Genomic DNA, 16,779 nt, shown 5'->3' with positions numbered 1-16,779 from the left:
TTAGTTTCGGCTTTTTTGCGGAGAAAGAGGGATTCGAACCCCCGGAGGTGTGACCCTCAACAGTTTTCAAGACTGCCGCATTCGACCACTCTGCCATTTCTCCTTGAGTGCCTCATCAAGCTATTTGCTTGAATGCGGATGCAAATATAGAACCCTTTTTTATTTCTTTCAAATAAAAATCAACATTTTTAAATAATTTAATATCATCATAGAATTAATTAATGATGTTTGTAGTTTGTAACAATAGATGATATATTATTTTTGCTTAGGATTATAAAACTTTTTCATGGATATAGTAGAGGCTTTGCATTGGAGATACGCAACAAAAACATTTGATAGTAATGCGATTTTAGAACAAAAAAAAATAGAAACTCTTAAAAATGTATTTAATTTAACCGCTACATCATACGGATTGCAACCAATTAAGCTTTTAATATTAAAGAATAAAGCCTTACAAAAAAAGCTTGTAAAACATTCTATGGATCAAGAGCAAGTAGCTCAAGCATCACACGTTTTGGTTTTTTGTATTGAAACAACTATTGATAAGATATACGTAAAATCTTACTTTAATTTAATTAAAGAGATCCGTAATACACCTGATGAAATTTTAGAACCTTTTAAATCATTTCTTATTGATGATTTTAAAAAAATGAGTCAAGACAGTATTGAAAAATGGGCTACTAAGCAAGCCTATTTAGCTATGGGCAATTTGCTTACTGTTTGTGCTGTTGAGAAAATTGATTCCTGTCCTATGGAAGGGTTTACTCCAACTAAATATGATGAACTTCTTAAGCTTACTGAAAAAGGATTAAAATCTGTATTGGTTATGCCAATTGGTTATAGAGCAAAAGATGATATGTTTGCTTCATTTAAAAAGGTAAGAAAGAATATTGATGATATAATTATTGAAATGTAAACGATAAAACTTTTGGGCTAACTTAATGAATCGATTATATTTGTTTTAATTCAAATTAAAATCTACTTATGAAAAAGATAATTCTCATTATTGTATGCATGATTACTTCTCTAGGTTATGCTCAAGATTTAAACTGGTCTACAGATTATAAGGAAGTATTGAAAACTGCTAAAGCGTTAGATAAACCAATATTAATGTATTTTACTAGTGATGAAGTTTCAGAGAATAGTAAATTGCTAAAATCAACTTTTTTTAAAGCTCAATCATTTAAAACACTTTCAAATAAAATTATTTTACTAAAAGTAGAATCATTAAATAATAAACAACTTACTCAACTTCAAAAAGTATATAGTAATCGCTTGATTGGTACTTATAATAAAGAAATGCAGTTTCCAGCCTTATTAATGATAAACCCAAAAGGAATAGAAATTGGTGAGTTAATGAGTGATATCAATTCTAAAAACATAGAAACTTATTTAGAATTTTTAAAGACTAAACTATAATTTGTTATGCCAGGATTTGAGTTATTTGGAGATGCAGAACGCAGCGAGTTGAACGATGTATTAGATAATGGTGTACTGATGCGTTATGGTTTTGATGGAATGCGTAATGGCCATTGGAAGGCTAGAGAATTAGAATCTGAATTAGAACAGCAATTACAAGTTAAGCATGCGCAGTTAGTCTCTAGTGGTACAGCAGCAGTTTCTGTAGCATTAGCGTCTGCAGGTATTGGTTCTGGAGATGAAGTGATTATGCCAACATTTACATTTGTAGCTAGTTTTGAGGCTATTATGATGTTAGGAGCTATTCCAGTTTTAGTTGATATTGATGATACATTAACTTTAGACCCAAAAAAAGTAAAAGAAGCTATTACATCTAAAACAAAAGCAATCATGCCAGTTCATATGTGTGGCAGTATGGCAAACCTTGATGCTTTACAAGATATATGTAAAACACATAATCTAGTTTTAATTGAAGATTCGTCGCAAGCAACAGGAGCAACCTATAAAAACAAACCACTAGGTAGTATTGGTGATTTAGGATGCTTGTCTCTAGATTTTGTAAAGATTATAACTGCAGGAGAAGGTGGAGCAGTACTCACAAATAATGAAGTTTATTATCGTCATGCAGATCATTATAGTGATCATGGACATGATCATATTGGTAACGATAGAGGCGCAGAAACACACCCTTTTTTAGGTTATAATTTCAGAATTTCAGAATTACATGCAGCCGTAGGATTAGCGCAATTAAGACGTTTAGATGACTTTGTAGCTATTCAAAAGAAAAACTATACAATAATAAGAGATGCTTTATCTCAAATTCCTCAAGTGACTTTTAGAACTGTCCCAAAAGGAGGCGAAGAAAGTTATTCGTTTTTAAGTTTCTTTTTACCAGATTTAGATAGTGCCCGAAACGTTTCAAAAAGTTTTAAAGAAGAAGGCATAGATGCATGTTTTCATTATTACGATAACAGCTGGCATTATATTAGAGAATGGGATCATTTAAAAAACATAAAATCATTGTATCCTATTTCTCAAGAAGTAAAAAAAGGTTTAGAGTATCTTCAAACAATAACCTTTAAGCAGTCAGACCATTATATTGCTCGTAACATATCTTGCTTAATAAAATTATCTTGGACAGAAGAAGAAGTAAGGTTGCGTGCTCAAAAAATGGTTAACTGTATCACAAAGTTAATTTCTTAAAGGTTTTTTTAATCCTATTATAGTTACTTAATATATAATAATGTAACAATGCTTCTACGTTTTGTAACATTAGTTATACCCTAAATTATTTTTATAAAATAGTTTTGATGTAGTTAAACTAAAGTTTTAAGTTATGAACTTACGTATATGCATTTCTACACTTGTAATATTATTTATACAATCTCTAGTTAATGCTCAAAGTATAGAAAAATTCAGTATCGATGCTGGAGGCGCATCTACAACAGTTGGAGGCATAGAAATATTGTACACTATTGGCGAAGTTAATGTACAAGAATATAGTACACCAAGCTTTTCAGTATCTGAAGGCTTTATAAATGCAAATTTAAAAATCAGTATTGATCCAAAAGTGTTTTTACAAGGACCATCATTAAACGCTAGTAATCCTGGATTAATGAATGATATCTTAAGATCAGATGATAAGCTTCCAGTTACTAGTCCATATCAAGATCTAGTCGTTATTAATGCTTCAGTTTTAAATGATGGTGGCACTAGTGGTTTTGGCGGTACTTCAGATGATATAGTAGATTGGGTTTGGGTAGAATTACGTGCAGCTAATGATAATACTAAAATGGTTAATGGTCGCTCAGCATTATTACAACGCGATGGTGATGTAGTAGATTTAGATGGTCTAACTAATTTAACAATGCATGCTGCACCAACAAATTATTATGTAGTTGTAAAACATCGTAATCATTTGGGAGTGATGTCTGCATCAACTATAGGTTTATCTAGTAATTCTGTGGCCATAGTTGATTTTAAAAATAGTGGGTTTTCTACGTTTGGTACTAATGCTCAAATACAATTAACTTCTGGAGATATGGCATTATGGGCAGGCGATGTTAATAATGATGGTGTTGTACAATATGTAGGAGACACACCAGACTCACCAAGTATTTTATCGTTTGTGCTTAATGACATAGGTAATGTTTTAAACTTACCTACACATTCAGTTTCTGGTTATTATACATATGATGTAAATCTAAATGGTACAACACAATATTCTGGCTTAGCTCCAGATACGCCATTTATTTTACAAAATGTACTCTCGCATCCTGGTAACAGTATATTAAATTTGAGTACTTATAAAATAGAAGAACAATTACCAGAACACTAATTTAAAAACTTAAAATTCTTTTTTAGTAACTTTACGTAAATAGCTTTATTAACGTGAATTACAGAATTTTTCTATTCTTTTTTGTAACTATAGGTTTGTGTTCTCAAACTCACCAAAAACAAGTGTCGTTTAGAGACCTTACTGTAAATGACGGTTTGTCTCAAAATTCTGTAGTAAGTATTGCTCAAGATAGTACTGGTTATATGTGGTTTGCCACACAAGATGGATTGAACAAATACAATGGAAAAGAGTTTATAAATTATAATAAACAATTTGAAGATGTTACTAGACCAAGCTATAGTAGATTAGGAAAAATATATATAGACAGAGACAATAATATTTGGATTGTTTCTAATTCAGGTGTTTTAGAAAAATTAAATAAATCTGAAGATGTATTTAATAAAATTGATATAGTCGCAAATGTAAGTACAGTTTTTCAATCCAGTAATTCTCAACTTCTTATTGGCACCTATAATTCTGGACTATTAAAAGTCACTAGTTCTAAAGATACAATTCAAGTACTAGATAACCGTTATAATAAATTAACGATAAATGATTTTTTAGAAATCAACCCTAATGAAATACTAGTTGCAGCTTCAAACCACATATTTTTTATTAAAGGCGACACTTATTCAATTGTTGCAGAACAATCGAACATTAATTTTAGCACTCTCGAAAAATCTAGTAACGGTAATATTTGGGCAGGAAGTTATGGTAACGGATTGTTTTATAAAACAAATCAATCAGAAGGCTTTAAACAATTTAGTGGGTTTTCAAAAAATAAGCTTCCTATAGATTTAAATGTAGAAGATCTACTAGTAGATAAAAATAATAGACTTTGGGTAGCAACTTATGGTAAAGGCGTTTATGTAATCAATTTTTTAACCCAAGACATACAACACTTTAAAGCAAATAAACTTGATCCCTATGCTTTACATTATAATGATGTTTTATGTATGTATGAAGATTATACAGGCACAATTTGGTTGGGTACAGATGGATCAGGATTAAGTTATTACGATGAGCATCTAACAAAGTTTAATGTGTTAACTAATAATCAAACACCTAGAGATGTAAATGTAGATGTAATTCGTTCTATTGCTATAAATGAAAATGATTTTTGGCTAGGAACCTCAGGAAAAGGCTTAACAAAAATTAATCTTGAGCAAAACATATTTGAAACGTTTACTATTAATAATTCAGAAATTAATAGCAACAGAGTAATGAGTTTATTGTTCGATGAAGATAAACTATGGATTGGCCATCAAGGCGCTGGATTAAACCTGTTGAAGGATAATAAATTTCAGAATTTTAAAGCACTAGAAAACAAAACAATTTGGAGCATACTTAAAGATGAAAATGGCATGCTTTGGTTAGCAACAAGAGATGATGGACTCTTACTTTTTGATGAAAGCAAAGGCATTGTTAAACGTTTTAATTCAAGTAATTCAGGATTAACATCTAATAATATTAGAATAATAGCAAAAGGAAACTTTAATGAAATATGGGTTGGTTCTGAAGAACAAGGATTATTTAGGTTAAATCTTAATAATGATAACATAACTGTGATTAATAAGATTAAAGACAAAGTAAAATCGTTGTATTATGATGATAATCTGCTATGGCTAGGTACTAATGGTAACGGACTAAAATCTTATAATCCAGAGACTAAAGAACAAGAGAATTTTACAATAACCAATGGGCTTTCAAATAATGTTATATATGGAATCTTACCAGATAACCAAGGTAACCTATGGTTAAGCTCTAATAAGGGAATTACCAAATTTAAAAAACATAAAAATGGAGAATTACTAATCGATAACTATAGTAATTATGATGGCTTACAAGCCTTAGAGTTTAATACAGGAGCTTATTTTAAAGACAGTAATGACAACCTGTATTTTGGAGGTTTAGAAGGTTTAAACTGGTTTAATCCTAATCAATTATCATTCAATGTTATTAGCCCAAAAACGATTATCTCTAAAATAGAAATTTTTAATGAAGAAACAGATTTAATACCAGAAAGAGCTTTTAAGCATAACCAAAATACGATAACATTTACATTTTCAGGATTACATTTTTCACTCCCAGAAGGTAATCATTATAAATACAGGTTGATTAATAATGATGCAGATTGGATAACGTCTGGAAATACTAATATAGCACATTACACAAACCTTCCAGCAAACGATTATGAGTTTCAAGTATTATCAAGTAATTATGATGGCGTATGGAGTAAACAACCTTCAAGCTATAAGTTTTCAATTTTAAAACCTTGGTATGCAACAAATACGGCTAAGATTATTTATGGGCTATTAACCTTACTTACAATTTTTGGCATTTATCAATACTTTAAGTTTCGTTGGGAAGTAAAAACGCAATTGCGATTAGAACATGCAGAAACAGAACGTTTAAAAAAACTAGATGAATTTAAAACTAAATTGTACACCAATATTTCGCATGAATTTAGAACACCATTAACACTTATTTCTGGTCCAGTAGATAAACAATTAGAGCGTGATGATTTATTAGAGCGTGATAAGAAAGATTTAAATCTTGTAAAACAAAATGCTAATAGGTTACTCAACCTAGTAAATCAAATGATTGACCTCTCGTTGGTAGATTCTGGTCAGTTAGTATTAAAAGTTTCTAAAGGGAATTTAAGCGTACTATTAAATCAAATTGTTGAAGCATTTCAGTATAAATCTAAAGAAAGAAGTATTAATATTAATGCTAATATTAGTAAAGTTAATGAAGCTTACTTTGATAAAGATATTATAGAAAAAGTGTTTTCAAATTTATTAACTAATGCTATTAAGTATTCGCCTGAGAATAGTACCATTAGTTTTGATGCTACAACTCAAGAAAGGGCATTGGTGGTTTCAATAGTAAATCAATATGATAAAGTTGCACGTAAAGATTTGAGTAAATTATTCCAACGTTTTTATCAAGAAGATGCTGCTGCAGAAGGCATTGGAGTAGGTTTGGCTTTAGTAAAAGAACTTATCGTTTTATCTAAAGGAAGCATTATTGCTAATAATATTGATGATAATAAAATACAGTTTACAGTAACCTTGCCAATACATAAAGCTGCATTTGTATCTTCAGAAATAATTGATCAACACGAAATAGAATTACACCAACCAATAGATTCTAAATTAAAAGGAAATGCTGAGCATACAATTTTAATTGTAGAAGATCAAAGTGATGTTAGAAATTTTATAGTATCAATTTTCAAAAATGATTATAAAATTATAACTGCCAAAAATGGAGAAGAAGGCATTGAGAAAACAAGAAAAAACCTTCCTGATCTTATTATAAGTGATATAATGATGCCTATTAAAGATGGTATAGAACTTTGTAATGCAATAAAGCACAATGAGTTTACTAGTCATATACCAGTTATATTATTAACAGCAAAAGTAGGCGCAGAGAATGAAATTATTGGGCTTAAATCTGGAGCAGATGCTTACATTACAAAGCCTTTTAATAGTAAACGTTTAATAGTTGAGGTAGATAGATTAATAAAAAGTAGGCAGCGTTTAAAAGAACTTTATAGTAAAGCGTTTACAATAAACCCTGATTTAGCAATTACATCAACCGAAACAGAATTTTTAAAAAAACTTCAAGATGTTTTAGATGCTCATATCACAGATCCTGAATTTAAGAGCGAGCGCATGAGCGAGTTACTATTAATGAGCAGGACGCAATTGCATAGAAAACTTAAATCGGTTTATGGTTTAAGTACTTCAGAGTTTATAAGATCACAACGTTTAAAATTGTCGTTGCAATTATTAAAAGAATCTGATGCAACAATTTCTGAGGTTGCTTATCAAATTGGTTTTAATTCGCCATCGTATTACATTAAATGTTTTAAAGAAACCTATAATTTAACTCCAAGCGATTATTCTAAATCACTATAAATCAATAACTTTTAATTAATGTAACATTTGTGTTATACTTTGTAACATTAGTTATATAGTCTTCTTAGGTCTTGCAATAATTTTATCATGTTGTAAAGCTAGATAAGCTAATGAGTGATAAAATTAATAATTCACAAAAATTAAAGCACGATAAAATTTACTTAAACATTGATCATTTAAAAAATGGACAATATGAATTACAAATTTTATTAAAAAATAAAGTTATTAAATCGGTAACTATAATTAAATAATATTAAAGACGCTATTAGTCAGTGTGACGAAAAGGGGAATAATTTATATTCTACTATAAGTTGTTTCCCTTTTTTATTAAAGTATAAGCTATTAATAATTAAAATATATATCATGAACTTTTTTAAACAAAACCACAAAAACAATATCAGTAATAAAACTAATTTAAGTAACATTTTAAAATCAATTGTAATCGTTTTACTCTTAATACTAACCTTTTCATGTAGTAGTGATGATGATTCGTCATCCAACAATACGCCAACAACAGCAGAATTATTAAGATCTGGTACATGGTATCTAGAATCTAAAACACCTGGAGGTTTCAATGATTGTGAAAAAAACACGTCTTTTAAATTTAATGCAAATAATACAGTAGAAGTAGAATCTTTTGATGATGACTCTGGTACTTGCGAATCTGAAGGAGTCGTAAATACAACATATACATTAAATGGAACAACACTAACAATAACATTGGGCACAGATACAATAGTATCAACCATAAATAGTATTTCTGAAACCACTTTAAATATTACAGATGCTATTGGTGACACAATTGTTTTTGATAAAATACAAGGATAGAAATCATGAAAACGTTATATATAGCTTTTTTTGCATTGCTAATTTCATTTAGTGTATTAGCTCAAAATGGCATTAACTATAAAGCCCTTATCAAAGATGATAATGGTAATGTTATTGTTTATGGTAATGTAGATATTGAGTTTTCTATTTTAGAAAACACAACAATCATTTATAAAGAATCACAAGCATTGCTTACAGATCAAAATGGTATTATAATTACTAATATTGGAAATGGTATACCAATATCGGGAACATTTAATGAGATCGATTGGTCTAAAGACAATCATTTTTTAAACATAAAAGTCGATATTGGTAATGGTTTTACAGATTTAGGAACTACACAGTTTATGGCTGTGCCATATGCTCTAAATGCTAAAACTGCTAACAATGTTGCTTTAGAAGCTATTAATGAAGGTTCTGGAATTGGTTACCGAATTATTGAAAGAAATGCAGCAGATTATGGAAACATAGGTTTAGATGCAATCGATTTTAGTGTTTCTGTTCTTAATTCTCAAGATTATGGAGCTACTGGTTTTAGGTCTATAGCTGCTGGTAGTCAAACATTAGCTTCTGGTTTAGAATCTTTAGCTATTGGTATTCAAACCACAGCATCTGGAGATAGATCTATGGCATCAGGAAATGGAACACAAGCAACCAAAGAATCATCAGTTGCCATGGGACAAAATACTATGGCATCTGGAAACTATGCTTTTGCCACTGGCCAGAATACCACTGCATCTGAAGAATCTTCTACTGCTATGGGCTCTTTTTCAATAGCATCAGGAAAGAAATCTTTAGCAGCAGGTCAGACTTCAATTGCATCAGGTGAAAACGCTATTGCTTTAGGGAAACAAGCAACCGCTTCAGGAAACAATGCTTTTGCTACTGGAGAACAATCAAAAGCACAAGGTGTAACTTCTAATGCATTAGGTAATAATGTAATTGCGCCTTCATTTACTGAAACCGCTATTGGAACATTTAATGAAGAATATACGCCAAACAATACTACAGCTTTTAATGTGAATGACCGTTTGTTTACTATTGGTAACGGAACTTCCGCTTCAAATAGAAGCAATGCATTAACTGTTTTAAAAAATGGAGATATTGGTGTTGGTATTACAAATCCAGAGGCAAGATTAGATATTCGTGGTGGCGATTGGAACTTAGATGCTGGTAATCCTGGTGATTTTAGAATAGGTAACGCTTCTCATAATTTTAGAATAGGAATTGCTACTGGCGGCGGTGGCGCAGGTATTACCAGAATGTACACAAGTAGTAATGACTTAATTATAGGAACAAGTAATTCTGCGGTATTAAAATTGGATCAAAATGGAGAGCTTACAGCACCTTCACTAACTAATACTGATATTGTAAACGCAGGAAATCAATCTGTAATAACAAAAAAATATGCAGACGATACATATGTTAAAAATGCAACTCCAATTGTTAGAGAGATAATGATTTCTGGAGCATCATTTCAACCTGATGATAATAATAAACCAATACCTAGTGAATTAGCAGGTGGTCCAGATTTACCAGCACAAAATCGATATATATTTGCACAAGGCATTTTTTATGGAGTATCAGATAGTGGTGTTTACATGACTCCAGTAAATTTACCAGTTGGTTCTACAATAACTAGTATAAGTGCTTATTTATATGATAATAGTGTAACAAACCTAGAATTTAAACTTAAACAGAAATATTTACCAACCAATTTTGAATTTACATTTTTCACGCTCACCTCTAATAATTCAAACTCAAATCAAGTTTTAACTTACTCAACACCTATTCCAATTTTATCAAATTACTCATATTATATTTTAATACATCCACCTTCTGGTCAAATTTGGGGTAATCAAGGGATAAAAGGCGTTAAAATTAGTTATACAGAATAGTATTAAATATAGGTGTTATATAGAAATATTAATTCAAATACTACAGGCTTTCTGGTAAACAAAAGATATGTATTATAATAATGATGCTCGATTTTTAAATTTTTAAAAATCAGACTATAGTATGGTAAAAAGATAAAAACTAGTAGCTAACCGTATCTATAATCTCTAAACCATAACCAATCATACCAACACGTTGTTTTTGTTCACTGTTAGTCATTAAGCGTAATTTAGAAATACTAAGATCATGTAATATTTGAGCGCCAATACCAAAGTCTTTAGAATCCATTTTAATATTAGGTGCTTTAGTAATGGTATTAGGTTGTTGTGTTTCTTTTAATGTAGATAGCCTATTTAGTAAATTCATAGATTGTGCTTGTTGATTGATAAAAACGATAGCACCTTTACCAGAATCGTTAACAGCTTTAAACATGTTATCCAGCTTCTTGTCGGCATTATTAGTTAATGTACCAAGAATATCATTGTTAACTAAAGTTGAGTTTATGCGTGTTAAAATTTCTTCATCATTAGTCCAAGACCCTTTTGTTAAAGCAATATGAACTTGATTATTTGTAGTTTGTTGATAGGCTCTTAAACGAAACTGCCCAAAGCGCGTTTCGATGTCAAAATCTTCCTTTTTTTCAATTAAAGAGTCATGCTCCATACGGTAAGCCACTAAATCTTCAATAGAAACAATTTTTAAATCGAATTTTTTTGCAACTTCTATGAGTTCTGGTAAGCGTGCCATACTTCCGTCTTCATTCATTATTTCAACAATAACTCCAGCTGGTTTTAAACCTGCTAAGCGCGCAAAATCTATGGCAGCTTCGGTATGTCCTGTGCGTCTTAAAACACCACCTTCTTTTGCTACTAAAGGAAATATGTGTCCAGGACGTGCTAATTCAAAAGCTTTGGTATCATGATCTATTAACGCATGTACCGTTTTTGCTCTATCACTAGCAGATATTCCCGTCGTTACGCCATTACCTCTAAGATCTACAGATACTGTAAAAGCAGTTTCCATTGGATCTGTATTGTTGTTTACCATCATGTGCAAGTCGAGTTCCTTACAACGTTTTTCTGTTAATGGTGCACAAATTAGTCCGCGACCATTAGTTGCCATAAAATTTATCATTTCTGGCGTTATTAGTTCTGAGGCTGCAACAAAATCACCTTCATTTTCTCTGTCTTCATCATCTACAACAATAATTGCTTTTCCTTGCCTAATATCATTAATAGCTTCTTCAATGGTGTTAAGTTTAATTTTTGATGATTCTGAAGTCATTTTAAGCGTCGTTATCATGGTAATATGAATTGAAGTACAAAGATATGGCTTATTTTATATTTTCAGCACAACTTAAAGCTAAGTCTTCTTTGATTTTATTCTTTATAAAAAAATGAGAGATGGCATAAAAAGGGAATCCTAAGAAGAATAAAATTTGCTGAATAGGTTTTGTTTTTATATTTAAATTTTTGTAAAATAAAGTTACTTTTATATATGTTGTTATAAAATAACAAACATAGATAAACAATGAGATTAAACTTAAATCTAATACTGCTGATGCTAGCTCTGGTAATTTATTGTTTTTAAAAATAAAATGTAATACCAATAAAATTACACTAATACTGAAGAAAATTAAAGAAAACCTTGAGTAATCAAACAAGTCATTAGCAATTATTTTAGATTGTTTATAGTTTGAATTTATCTCTAATCCTTTAGCTTCAAGATTATCATCGTTTAACTCTCTATTTAATAATATATTGTATGCAATATTTTTAATTCCTACAGGATAATTGTAAGCTTTTGGGTTTTTAATAATGCTAACTAATTTGTCGTTGTTAAAGCCTTTTAAGTTAGATAGGTTTATGATCGTATCATTATAAACCAAAGTGCCTTTTTTCTTTATTTTCAGGAATTTTTTAATAGGTTCTAGGTAGCTGTCAAATTCAAATAAACCTCTATCTTTAGTAGCTCTTTTAGTTAAAAAAATACTGAGAGGTAGCATAATTAAAGTTGAAAGCCAAGTCGCAATTACAGGGTTAAATGTACCATCGTGAGAACTGTTTTTAGCAAAAATCCCTATAAAATGATAGGTTAAAAACAAAAGTATGGCTATTACTAAAGGTAGACCAATGCCTCCTTTTCTAATTAATGCACCAAGTGGAGCACCTACAAAAAACAATATAATACATGCAATACCTAATACATACTTTTCGTGTAAAGAGATAATATGCTTGTTTAATGTTTTGGTAGATATTTTTGCATTCTTCTTTTTAGTAGTTAATATTTGTTTTGTACTATTAACCGTATTTGATGCTAGATTAAGGAGTTGAACATTTGTTTTAACATTAAACAAACTTAATAAACTACCATTAAAAACCGAATCTGTAGTTTTTGATTCAACATTTGTGTTTAATATGCTAAACGAGGTTCTATTGTACAATACTTTTGAAAGGTCTTTAAGTTCATTTGACTTTTTATTGTAAAGCGAATCTATAGAGTAATTTAAACCGTTAACATCAAGCATATTAAACCTATTGTCATAATTTTTATCATCACTTACTTTATTTAAGCCTTCTAAGTCTACGTTGATAACATATTCTTTAAAGTAGCTTTTTACATGAGGTTTTTTTTGTCTTTCTTTGGGAGCTTTTCTAAAAATTTCATCATAGTAATTACCATCAATAAGTTTTAACTGTAAAATATTAGATTTTTCACTACTTATGAGTTCACCAGTTTTTGAAACAATAACGGTTCTATTAACAGGTGTTTTTGCAGCTTTTTTATGGATAACTACAGTATCAAAAAACTCACCACGCTCACCACTTTTTTTAGCAACTTTAATATTATAGTTGCCAATTTCGTTAAATTGTCCTTCTGCAATAGCCATTGCTGGTTGTACTTTGGCAATATTCTTTCTTAAGTTGTAAAAATTATAGTTTGCCCAAGGAATAACATTATTTGAAAAAATAAAAGTTAGAATACCTAGTAGAACAATGAATAGACTTAAACTGCGCATTGCACGTTGTAATGAAATACCAGTAGATTTCATTGCAGCAAACTCGTAGTTTTCAGAAAAGCTTCCAAAAACCATTATAGACGCTAATAATATTGTTAGCGGTAAAATTAGAGGTATGAGTGTAGGCGTAACATAAAGTAAAAACTTTAAGATAACTGAAAGAGCTAAGTCTTTACCAGCCAACTCACTTATATAAAGCCAAACAGCTTGTAAAACAAAAATGAGCATGAGTATTACAAACACGCTCAAAAAAGTTTTTAAGTAGGTTGTTAATATATACCTATCTAATATTTTCATGAATGATCGTTAGCCTAATCTAGTTTGTTGATATAATAATCTTTATACTTATTAGCATCAAAAGTAAATAAGGTTTTTGAAATTGGTTCGTTAGTTTTAAAAGAATTAACAGTTAAAGTTGTTCTTGTTCCGTTTTTTCCTATTTCTATTAGGTTGTAGATGTGTTTTGTTTTTGCATCTACACCTAATAATACTTGTTTTATTTCAGAGTTTGTATCAATAGGATATAATTTTACATATTGTATTTTACGCCCTTTTACGTCTTGCGTAATATCCATTTCGTAGGTGTATCCTTCTTTGTAAAAAGACAGCATCTTACTTGGTGTTATTGTGTTTTCATCTTCAGTATTATCAGATGAAATTGTTACTTCTTCATCTTCTGGACTAATTGTATATAGCGTTTTACCATCAAAAACTCGTGTAATACCTAAAATGTTTAGCATGTATTTATCACCTTCAATAACAACATTACCTCGTGTTTCTTGATTAATGTCTTCACTTACATTTTTTAATGAATACTTAAAATCTATTGAGATGTTATTATAAGAATTTACTTTTTCATTCACTTCATCAAGTAAGGCTTTGGCATTACTTTGAGCAATTCCTATTGTACTAATTAAAAATGCTAATATTACTATTAAGTTTTTCATTGTATTAAATTTCATTTGCTAATAATTGATCTAGAGCAACTAAATCTGGAACCAATACTTGACGAGCTTTACTACCTTCAAAACCGCCAACAATTCCAGCAGCTTCAAGTTGATCGATTATACGACCAGCTCTATTATATCCTAATTTTAGTTTTCGTTGCAATAAAGAAGCTGAGCCTTGTTGTGCTGTAACAATAATCTCGGCAGCTTCTCTAAACAATTTATCTCTATCTGAAATATCTATATCAAGACTTGTGCCACTTTCCTCACCAACATATTCTGGTAACAAAAAGGCTTCAGGATAAGCTTTTTGAGCACCAATAAATTCGGTTATCTTTTCTACTTCTGGCGTGTCAACAAAAGCACATTGTATACGAATAATATCATTACCTTGTGTGTATAGCATGTCTCCGCGACCTATTAATTGATCAGCACCAGAGCCATCTAGAATGGTACGAGAATCTATTTTTGAAGTTACTCTAAAAGCAATTCTTGCAGGGAAATTTGCTTTAATTATACCTGTAATTACATTTACAGATGGTCGTTGTGTTGCAATAATTAAATGAATACCTATGGCACGTGCTAATTGTGCTAAACGAGCAATTGGTGTTTCAACTTCTTTACCAGCTGTCATTATTAAATCTGCAAACTCATCAACAACCAAAACTATGTATGGTAGAAAGTGATGACCATCGTTTGGATTTAATTTTCGAGCTTTAAACTTAGTGTTATATTCTTTAATGTTACGGCATAAAGCGTTTTTAAGCATTTCGTAACGATTATCCATCTCAATACACAAAGAGTTAAGTGTATTAATAACCTTAGTATTGTCTGTTATAATTGCATCTTCACTATCTGGAAGTTTAGCCAAATAATGGCGTTCAATTTTATTAAATAAAGTTAACTCTACCTTTTTTGGGTCAACTAAAACAAACTTAACTTCTGCTGGATGTTTTTTATAAAGTAATGATGTTAGTACCGCATTAAGTCCTACAGATTTTCCTTGACCTGTTGCTCCTGCCATTAAAAGGTGAGGCATTTTGGCAAGATCAACAACCATTGTTTCATTACTAATGGTTTTACCAAATGCAATAGGTAATTCCATTTCAGTTTTTTGAAACTTTTGAGATGCAATTACAGAACGCATCGATACTATAGTTGAGTTTTTGTTAGGGACTTCAATACCAATGGTTCCTTTTCCAGGAATTGGCGCAATAATACGAATGCCTAATGCTGCAAGAGATAATGCAATATCATCTTCTAGGTTTTTTATTTTTGATATTCGCACTCCAGCATCAGGGACAATCTCGTATAGCGTTACGGTTGGTCCAATTGTAGCTTTAATACTAGAAATGCCGATTTTATAATTGTTGAGTGTTTCTACAATTTTATTTTTGTACTCTTCGAGCTCTTCTTGGTTGATTGTAATGCCTTCAGTATCGTATTTTTTTAATAAATCTAAAGGTGGAAACTGATACTTGCTTAACTCAAGTGTTGGATCAAATTGACCAAAATCTTCAACCAACTTATCTGATAAGTTGTTAGTTTCTGAAGCTTCTTCAGTAACTTTTTCAATCTCGATATCTAATTCTGGTTCTTCTTCTGTAGCAACTTCAATTTTGAATTGTTCTTTTTCAGTTTCAGTTTTAGTTAAAGGCTTTGAATGGTTTTTAATAGTAGGTTCAATATTGTCTTCAACAACAAGTTCAAAAGCAGATTTTATGTCTTCGGCTTCAGCAGTTAAATCATTATCTAAAGGAACTACAATGTCTTTTTCTGTAGGATTAATTTCTTTTTTCAAGTCATTTTTAGCACGTTTAAAGAGGTTGACAAAACTCTGTCCTGTAATTTTAAATCTAATGGCTAAATATGTTATTAACCCGAAAATAAGTAGGAGTGAAGTGCCAATTTTGCCAAGATAGTCTTGAAAAAAACTATTCATTTCAAAACCAATAGTTCCGCCTAAAGCATCATACTTATGTGAGAAAAAACCAAAGAATATAGAAAACCATATTACTATGAGTGTTCCCCAGATCCAATGTTTTCTTAATTTTACTTTATTTATATCTAAAGTTACATAAACCCCTGATAAAAATAATAAACCAGAAAATATAAATGAGGAAACACCAAAGCCTTTTAAGATAAATAAATCGCTAACCCAAGCACCAAGTTTATTAAGCCAGTTTTGTGCTTCTATTTCTCTTGAGCCAATGGCATTTAAAGTGCTTTGGTCTACTTTACCGGTAAAAAAGAATGATAAAAAAGCAATAAAAAGTAAAATACCAAGAATAATTAATAAGCTTCCAAAAATAAGTTTTTGTTGGCTAGATAATTTTAAACTCGGTTTTTTAAGTTTTGGAGTGGTTTTGTTTTTAGTTTTGGTTTTCTTCTTCTTCGCCATCAACACTT

Annotated in this window: 11 protein-coding genes and 1 tRNA gene; 7 read left to right on the top strand and 5 right to left on the bottom strand. The window is 30.4% G+C overall.

The window, feature by feature from the left end; all coding sequences use genetic code 11:
* Nucleotides 1-18: 18 nt before the first annotated feature.
* Nucleotides 19-103: transfer RNA gene (locus BXY80_RS09465), tRNA-Ser, on the bottom strand.
* Nucleotides 104-286: 183 nt separating this feature from the next.
* Between BXY80_RS09465 and BXY80_RS09460 the strand changes: the two genes are divergently transcribed.
* The 7 genes from BXY80_RS09460 to BXY80_RS09430 all read left to right on the top strand — a co-directional run bounded on the left by BXY80_RS09460 (nucleotide 287) and on the right by BXY80_RS09430 (nucleotide 10,406).
* Nucleotides 287-916, top strand: coding sequence for an NAD(P)H-dependent oxidoreductase (locus BXY80_RS09460; protein ID WP_120201309.1), 630 nt, complete (start codon nucleotides 287-289; stop codon nucleotides 914-916).
* 68 nt (nucleotides 917-984) lie between these two features.
* On the top strand, nucleotides 985-1,419 hold the full coding sequence (locus tag BXY80_RS09455; RefSeq protein ID WP_120201307.1) for a hypothetical protein: 435 nt from the start codon (nucleotides 985-987) through the stop codon (nucleotides 1,417-1,419).
* 6 nt (nucleotides 1,420-1,425) lie between these two features.
* Nucleotides 1,426-2,622 (top strand): DegT/DnrJ/EryC1/StrS family aminotransferase, encoded by a 1,197-nt coding sequence (locus BXY80_RS09450; protein WP_120201305.1) that lies wholly within the window; start codon nucleotides 1,426-1,428, stop codon nucleotides 2,620-2,622.
* Between the two features lie 133 nt (nucleotides 2,623-2,755).
* A complete protein-coding gene (locus tag BXY80_RS09445) occupies nucleotides 2,756-3,757 on the top strand; it encodes a hemagglutinin protein (protein WP_245977242.1) in 1,002 nt (333 codons plus the stop codon).
* 53 nt (nucleotides 3,758-3,810) lie between these two features.
* A complete protein-coding gene (locus BXY80_RS09440; RefSeq protein ID WP_120201303.1) occupies nucleotides 3,811-7,680 on the top strand; it encodes a hybrid sensor histidine kinase/response regulator transcription factor in 3,870 nt (1,289 codons plus the stop codon).
* A 363-nt stretch (nucleotides 7,681-8,043) separates the two neighbouring features.
* Nucleotides 8,044-8,508, top strand: coding sequence for a lipocalin-like domain-containing protein (locus tag BXY80_RS09435; protein WP_120201301.1), 465 nt, complete (start codon nucleotides 8,044-8,046; stop codon nucleotides 8,506-8,508).
* A 5-nt stretch (nucleotides 8,509-8,513) separates the two neighbouring features.
* A complete protein-coding gene (locus BXY80_RS09430) occupies nucleotides 8,514-10,406 on the top strand; it encodes a hypothetical protein (protein ID WP_120201299.1) in 1,893 nt (630 codons plus the stop codon).
* A 139-nt stretch (nucleotides 10,407-10,545) separates the two neighbouring features.
* Here the strand turns inward: BXY80_RS09430 and ribB are convergent, their stop codons facing one another.
* From ribB to BXY80_RS09410, 4 genes are read right to left on the bottom strand one after another with little or no spacing between them, the layout of a single operon-like run.
* Entirely contained in the window at nucleotides 10,546-11,706 is a 1,161-nt protein-coding gene (gene ribB, locus BXY80_RS09425; RefSeq protein WP_245977240.1) for a 3,4-dihydroxy-2-butanone-4-phosphate synthase, read from the bottom strand.
* A 31-nt stretch (nucleotides 11,707-11,737) separates the two neighbouring features.
* A complete protein-coding gene (locus tag BXY80_RS09420; RefSeq protein ID WP_120201297.1) occupies nucleotides 11,738-13,720 on the bottom strand; it encodes an LptF/LptG family permease in 1,983 nt (660 codons plus the stop codon).
* Between the two features lie 14 nt (nucleotides 13,721-13,734).
* Entirely contained in the window at nucleotides 13,735-14,370 is a 636-nt protein-coding gene (locus BXY80_RS09415) for a LolA family protein (RefSeq protein ID WP_120201577.1), read from the bottom strand.
* Nucleotides 14,371-14,374: 4 nt separating this feature from the next.
* On the bottom strand, nucleotides 14,375-16,771 hold the full coding sequence (locus BXY80_RS09410) for an FtsK/SpoIIIE family DNA translocase (RefSeq protein ID WP_120201295.1): 2,397 nt from the start codon (nucleotides 16,769-16,771) through the stop codon (nucleotides 14,375-14,377).
* Nucleotides 16,772-16,779: the final 8 nt, after the last annotated feature.

Source organism: Ichthyenterobacterium magnum (assembly GCF_003610635.1).
GTDB classification, from domain to species: Bacteria; Bacteroidota; Bacteroidia; order Flavobacteriales; family Flavobacteriaceae; genus Ichthyenterobacterium; species Ichthyenterobacterium magnum.
This window is presented reverse-complemented; position numbering and strand designations above follow the sequence as displayed.

Coding starts and splice junctions, on each gene's coding strand:
- BXY80_RS09410 (WP_120201295.1), bottom strand. CDS start 16,771: ATGGCGAAGAAGAAGAAAACCAAAACTAAAAACAAAACCACTCCAAAA.
- BXY80_RS09415 (WP_120201577.1), bottom strand. CDS start 14,370: ATGAAAAACTTAATAGTAATATTAGCATTTTTAATTAGTACAATAGGA.
- BXY80_RS09445 (WP_245977242.1), top strand. CDS start 2,756: ATGAACTTACGTATATGCATTTCTACACTTGTAATATTATTTATACAA.
- BXY80_RS09430 (WP_120201299.1), top strand. CDS start 8,514: ATGAAAACGTTATATATAGCTTTTTTTGCATTGCTAATTTCATTTAGT.
- BXY80_RS09450 (WP_120201305.1), top strand. CDS start 1,426: ATGCCAGGATTTGAGTTATTTGGAGATGCAGAACGCAGCGAGTTGAAC.
- BXY80_RS09455 (WP_120201307.1), top strand. CDS start 985: ATGAAAAAGATAATTCTCATTATTGTATGCATGATTACTTCTCTAGGT.
- BXY80_RS09420 (WP_120201297.1), bottom strand. CDS start 13,720: ATGAAAATATTAGATAGGTATATATTAACAACCTACTTAAAAACTTTT.
- BXY80_RS09435 (WP_120201301.1), top strand. CDS start 8,044: ATGAACTTTTTTAAACAAAACCACAAAAACAATATCAGTAATAAAACT.
- ribB (WP_245977240.1), bottom strand. CDS start 11,706: ATGATAACGACGCTTAAAATGACTTCAGAATCATCAAAAATTAAACTT.
- BXY80_RS09460 (WP_120201309.1), top strand. CDS start 287: ATGGATATAGTAGAGGCTTTGCATTGGAGATACGCAACAAAAACATTT.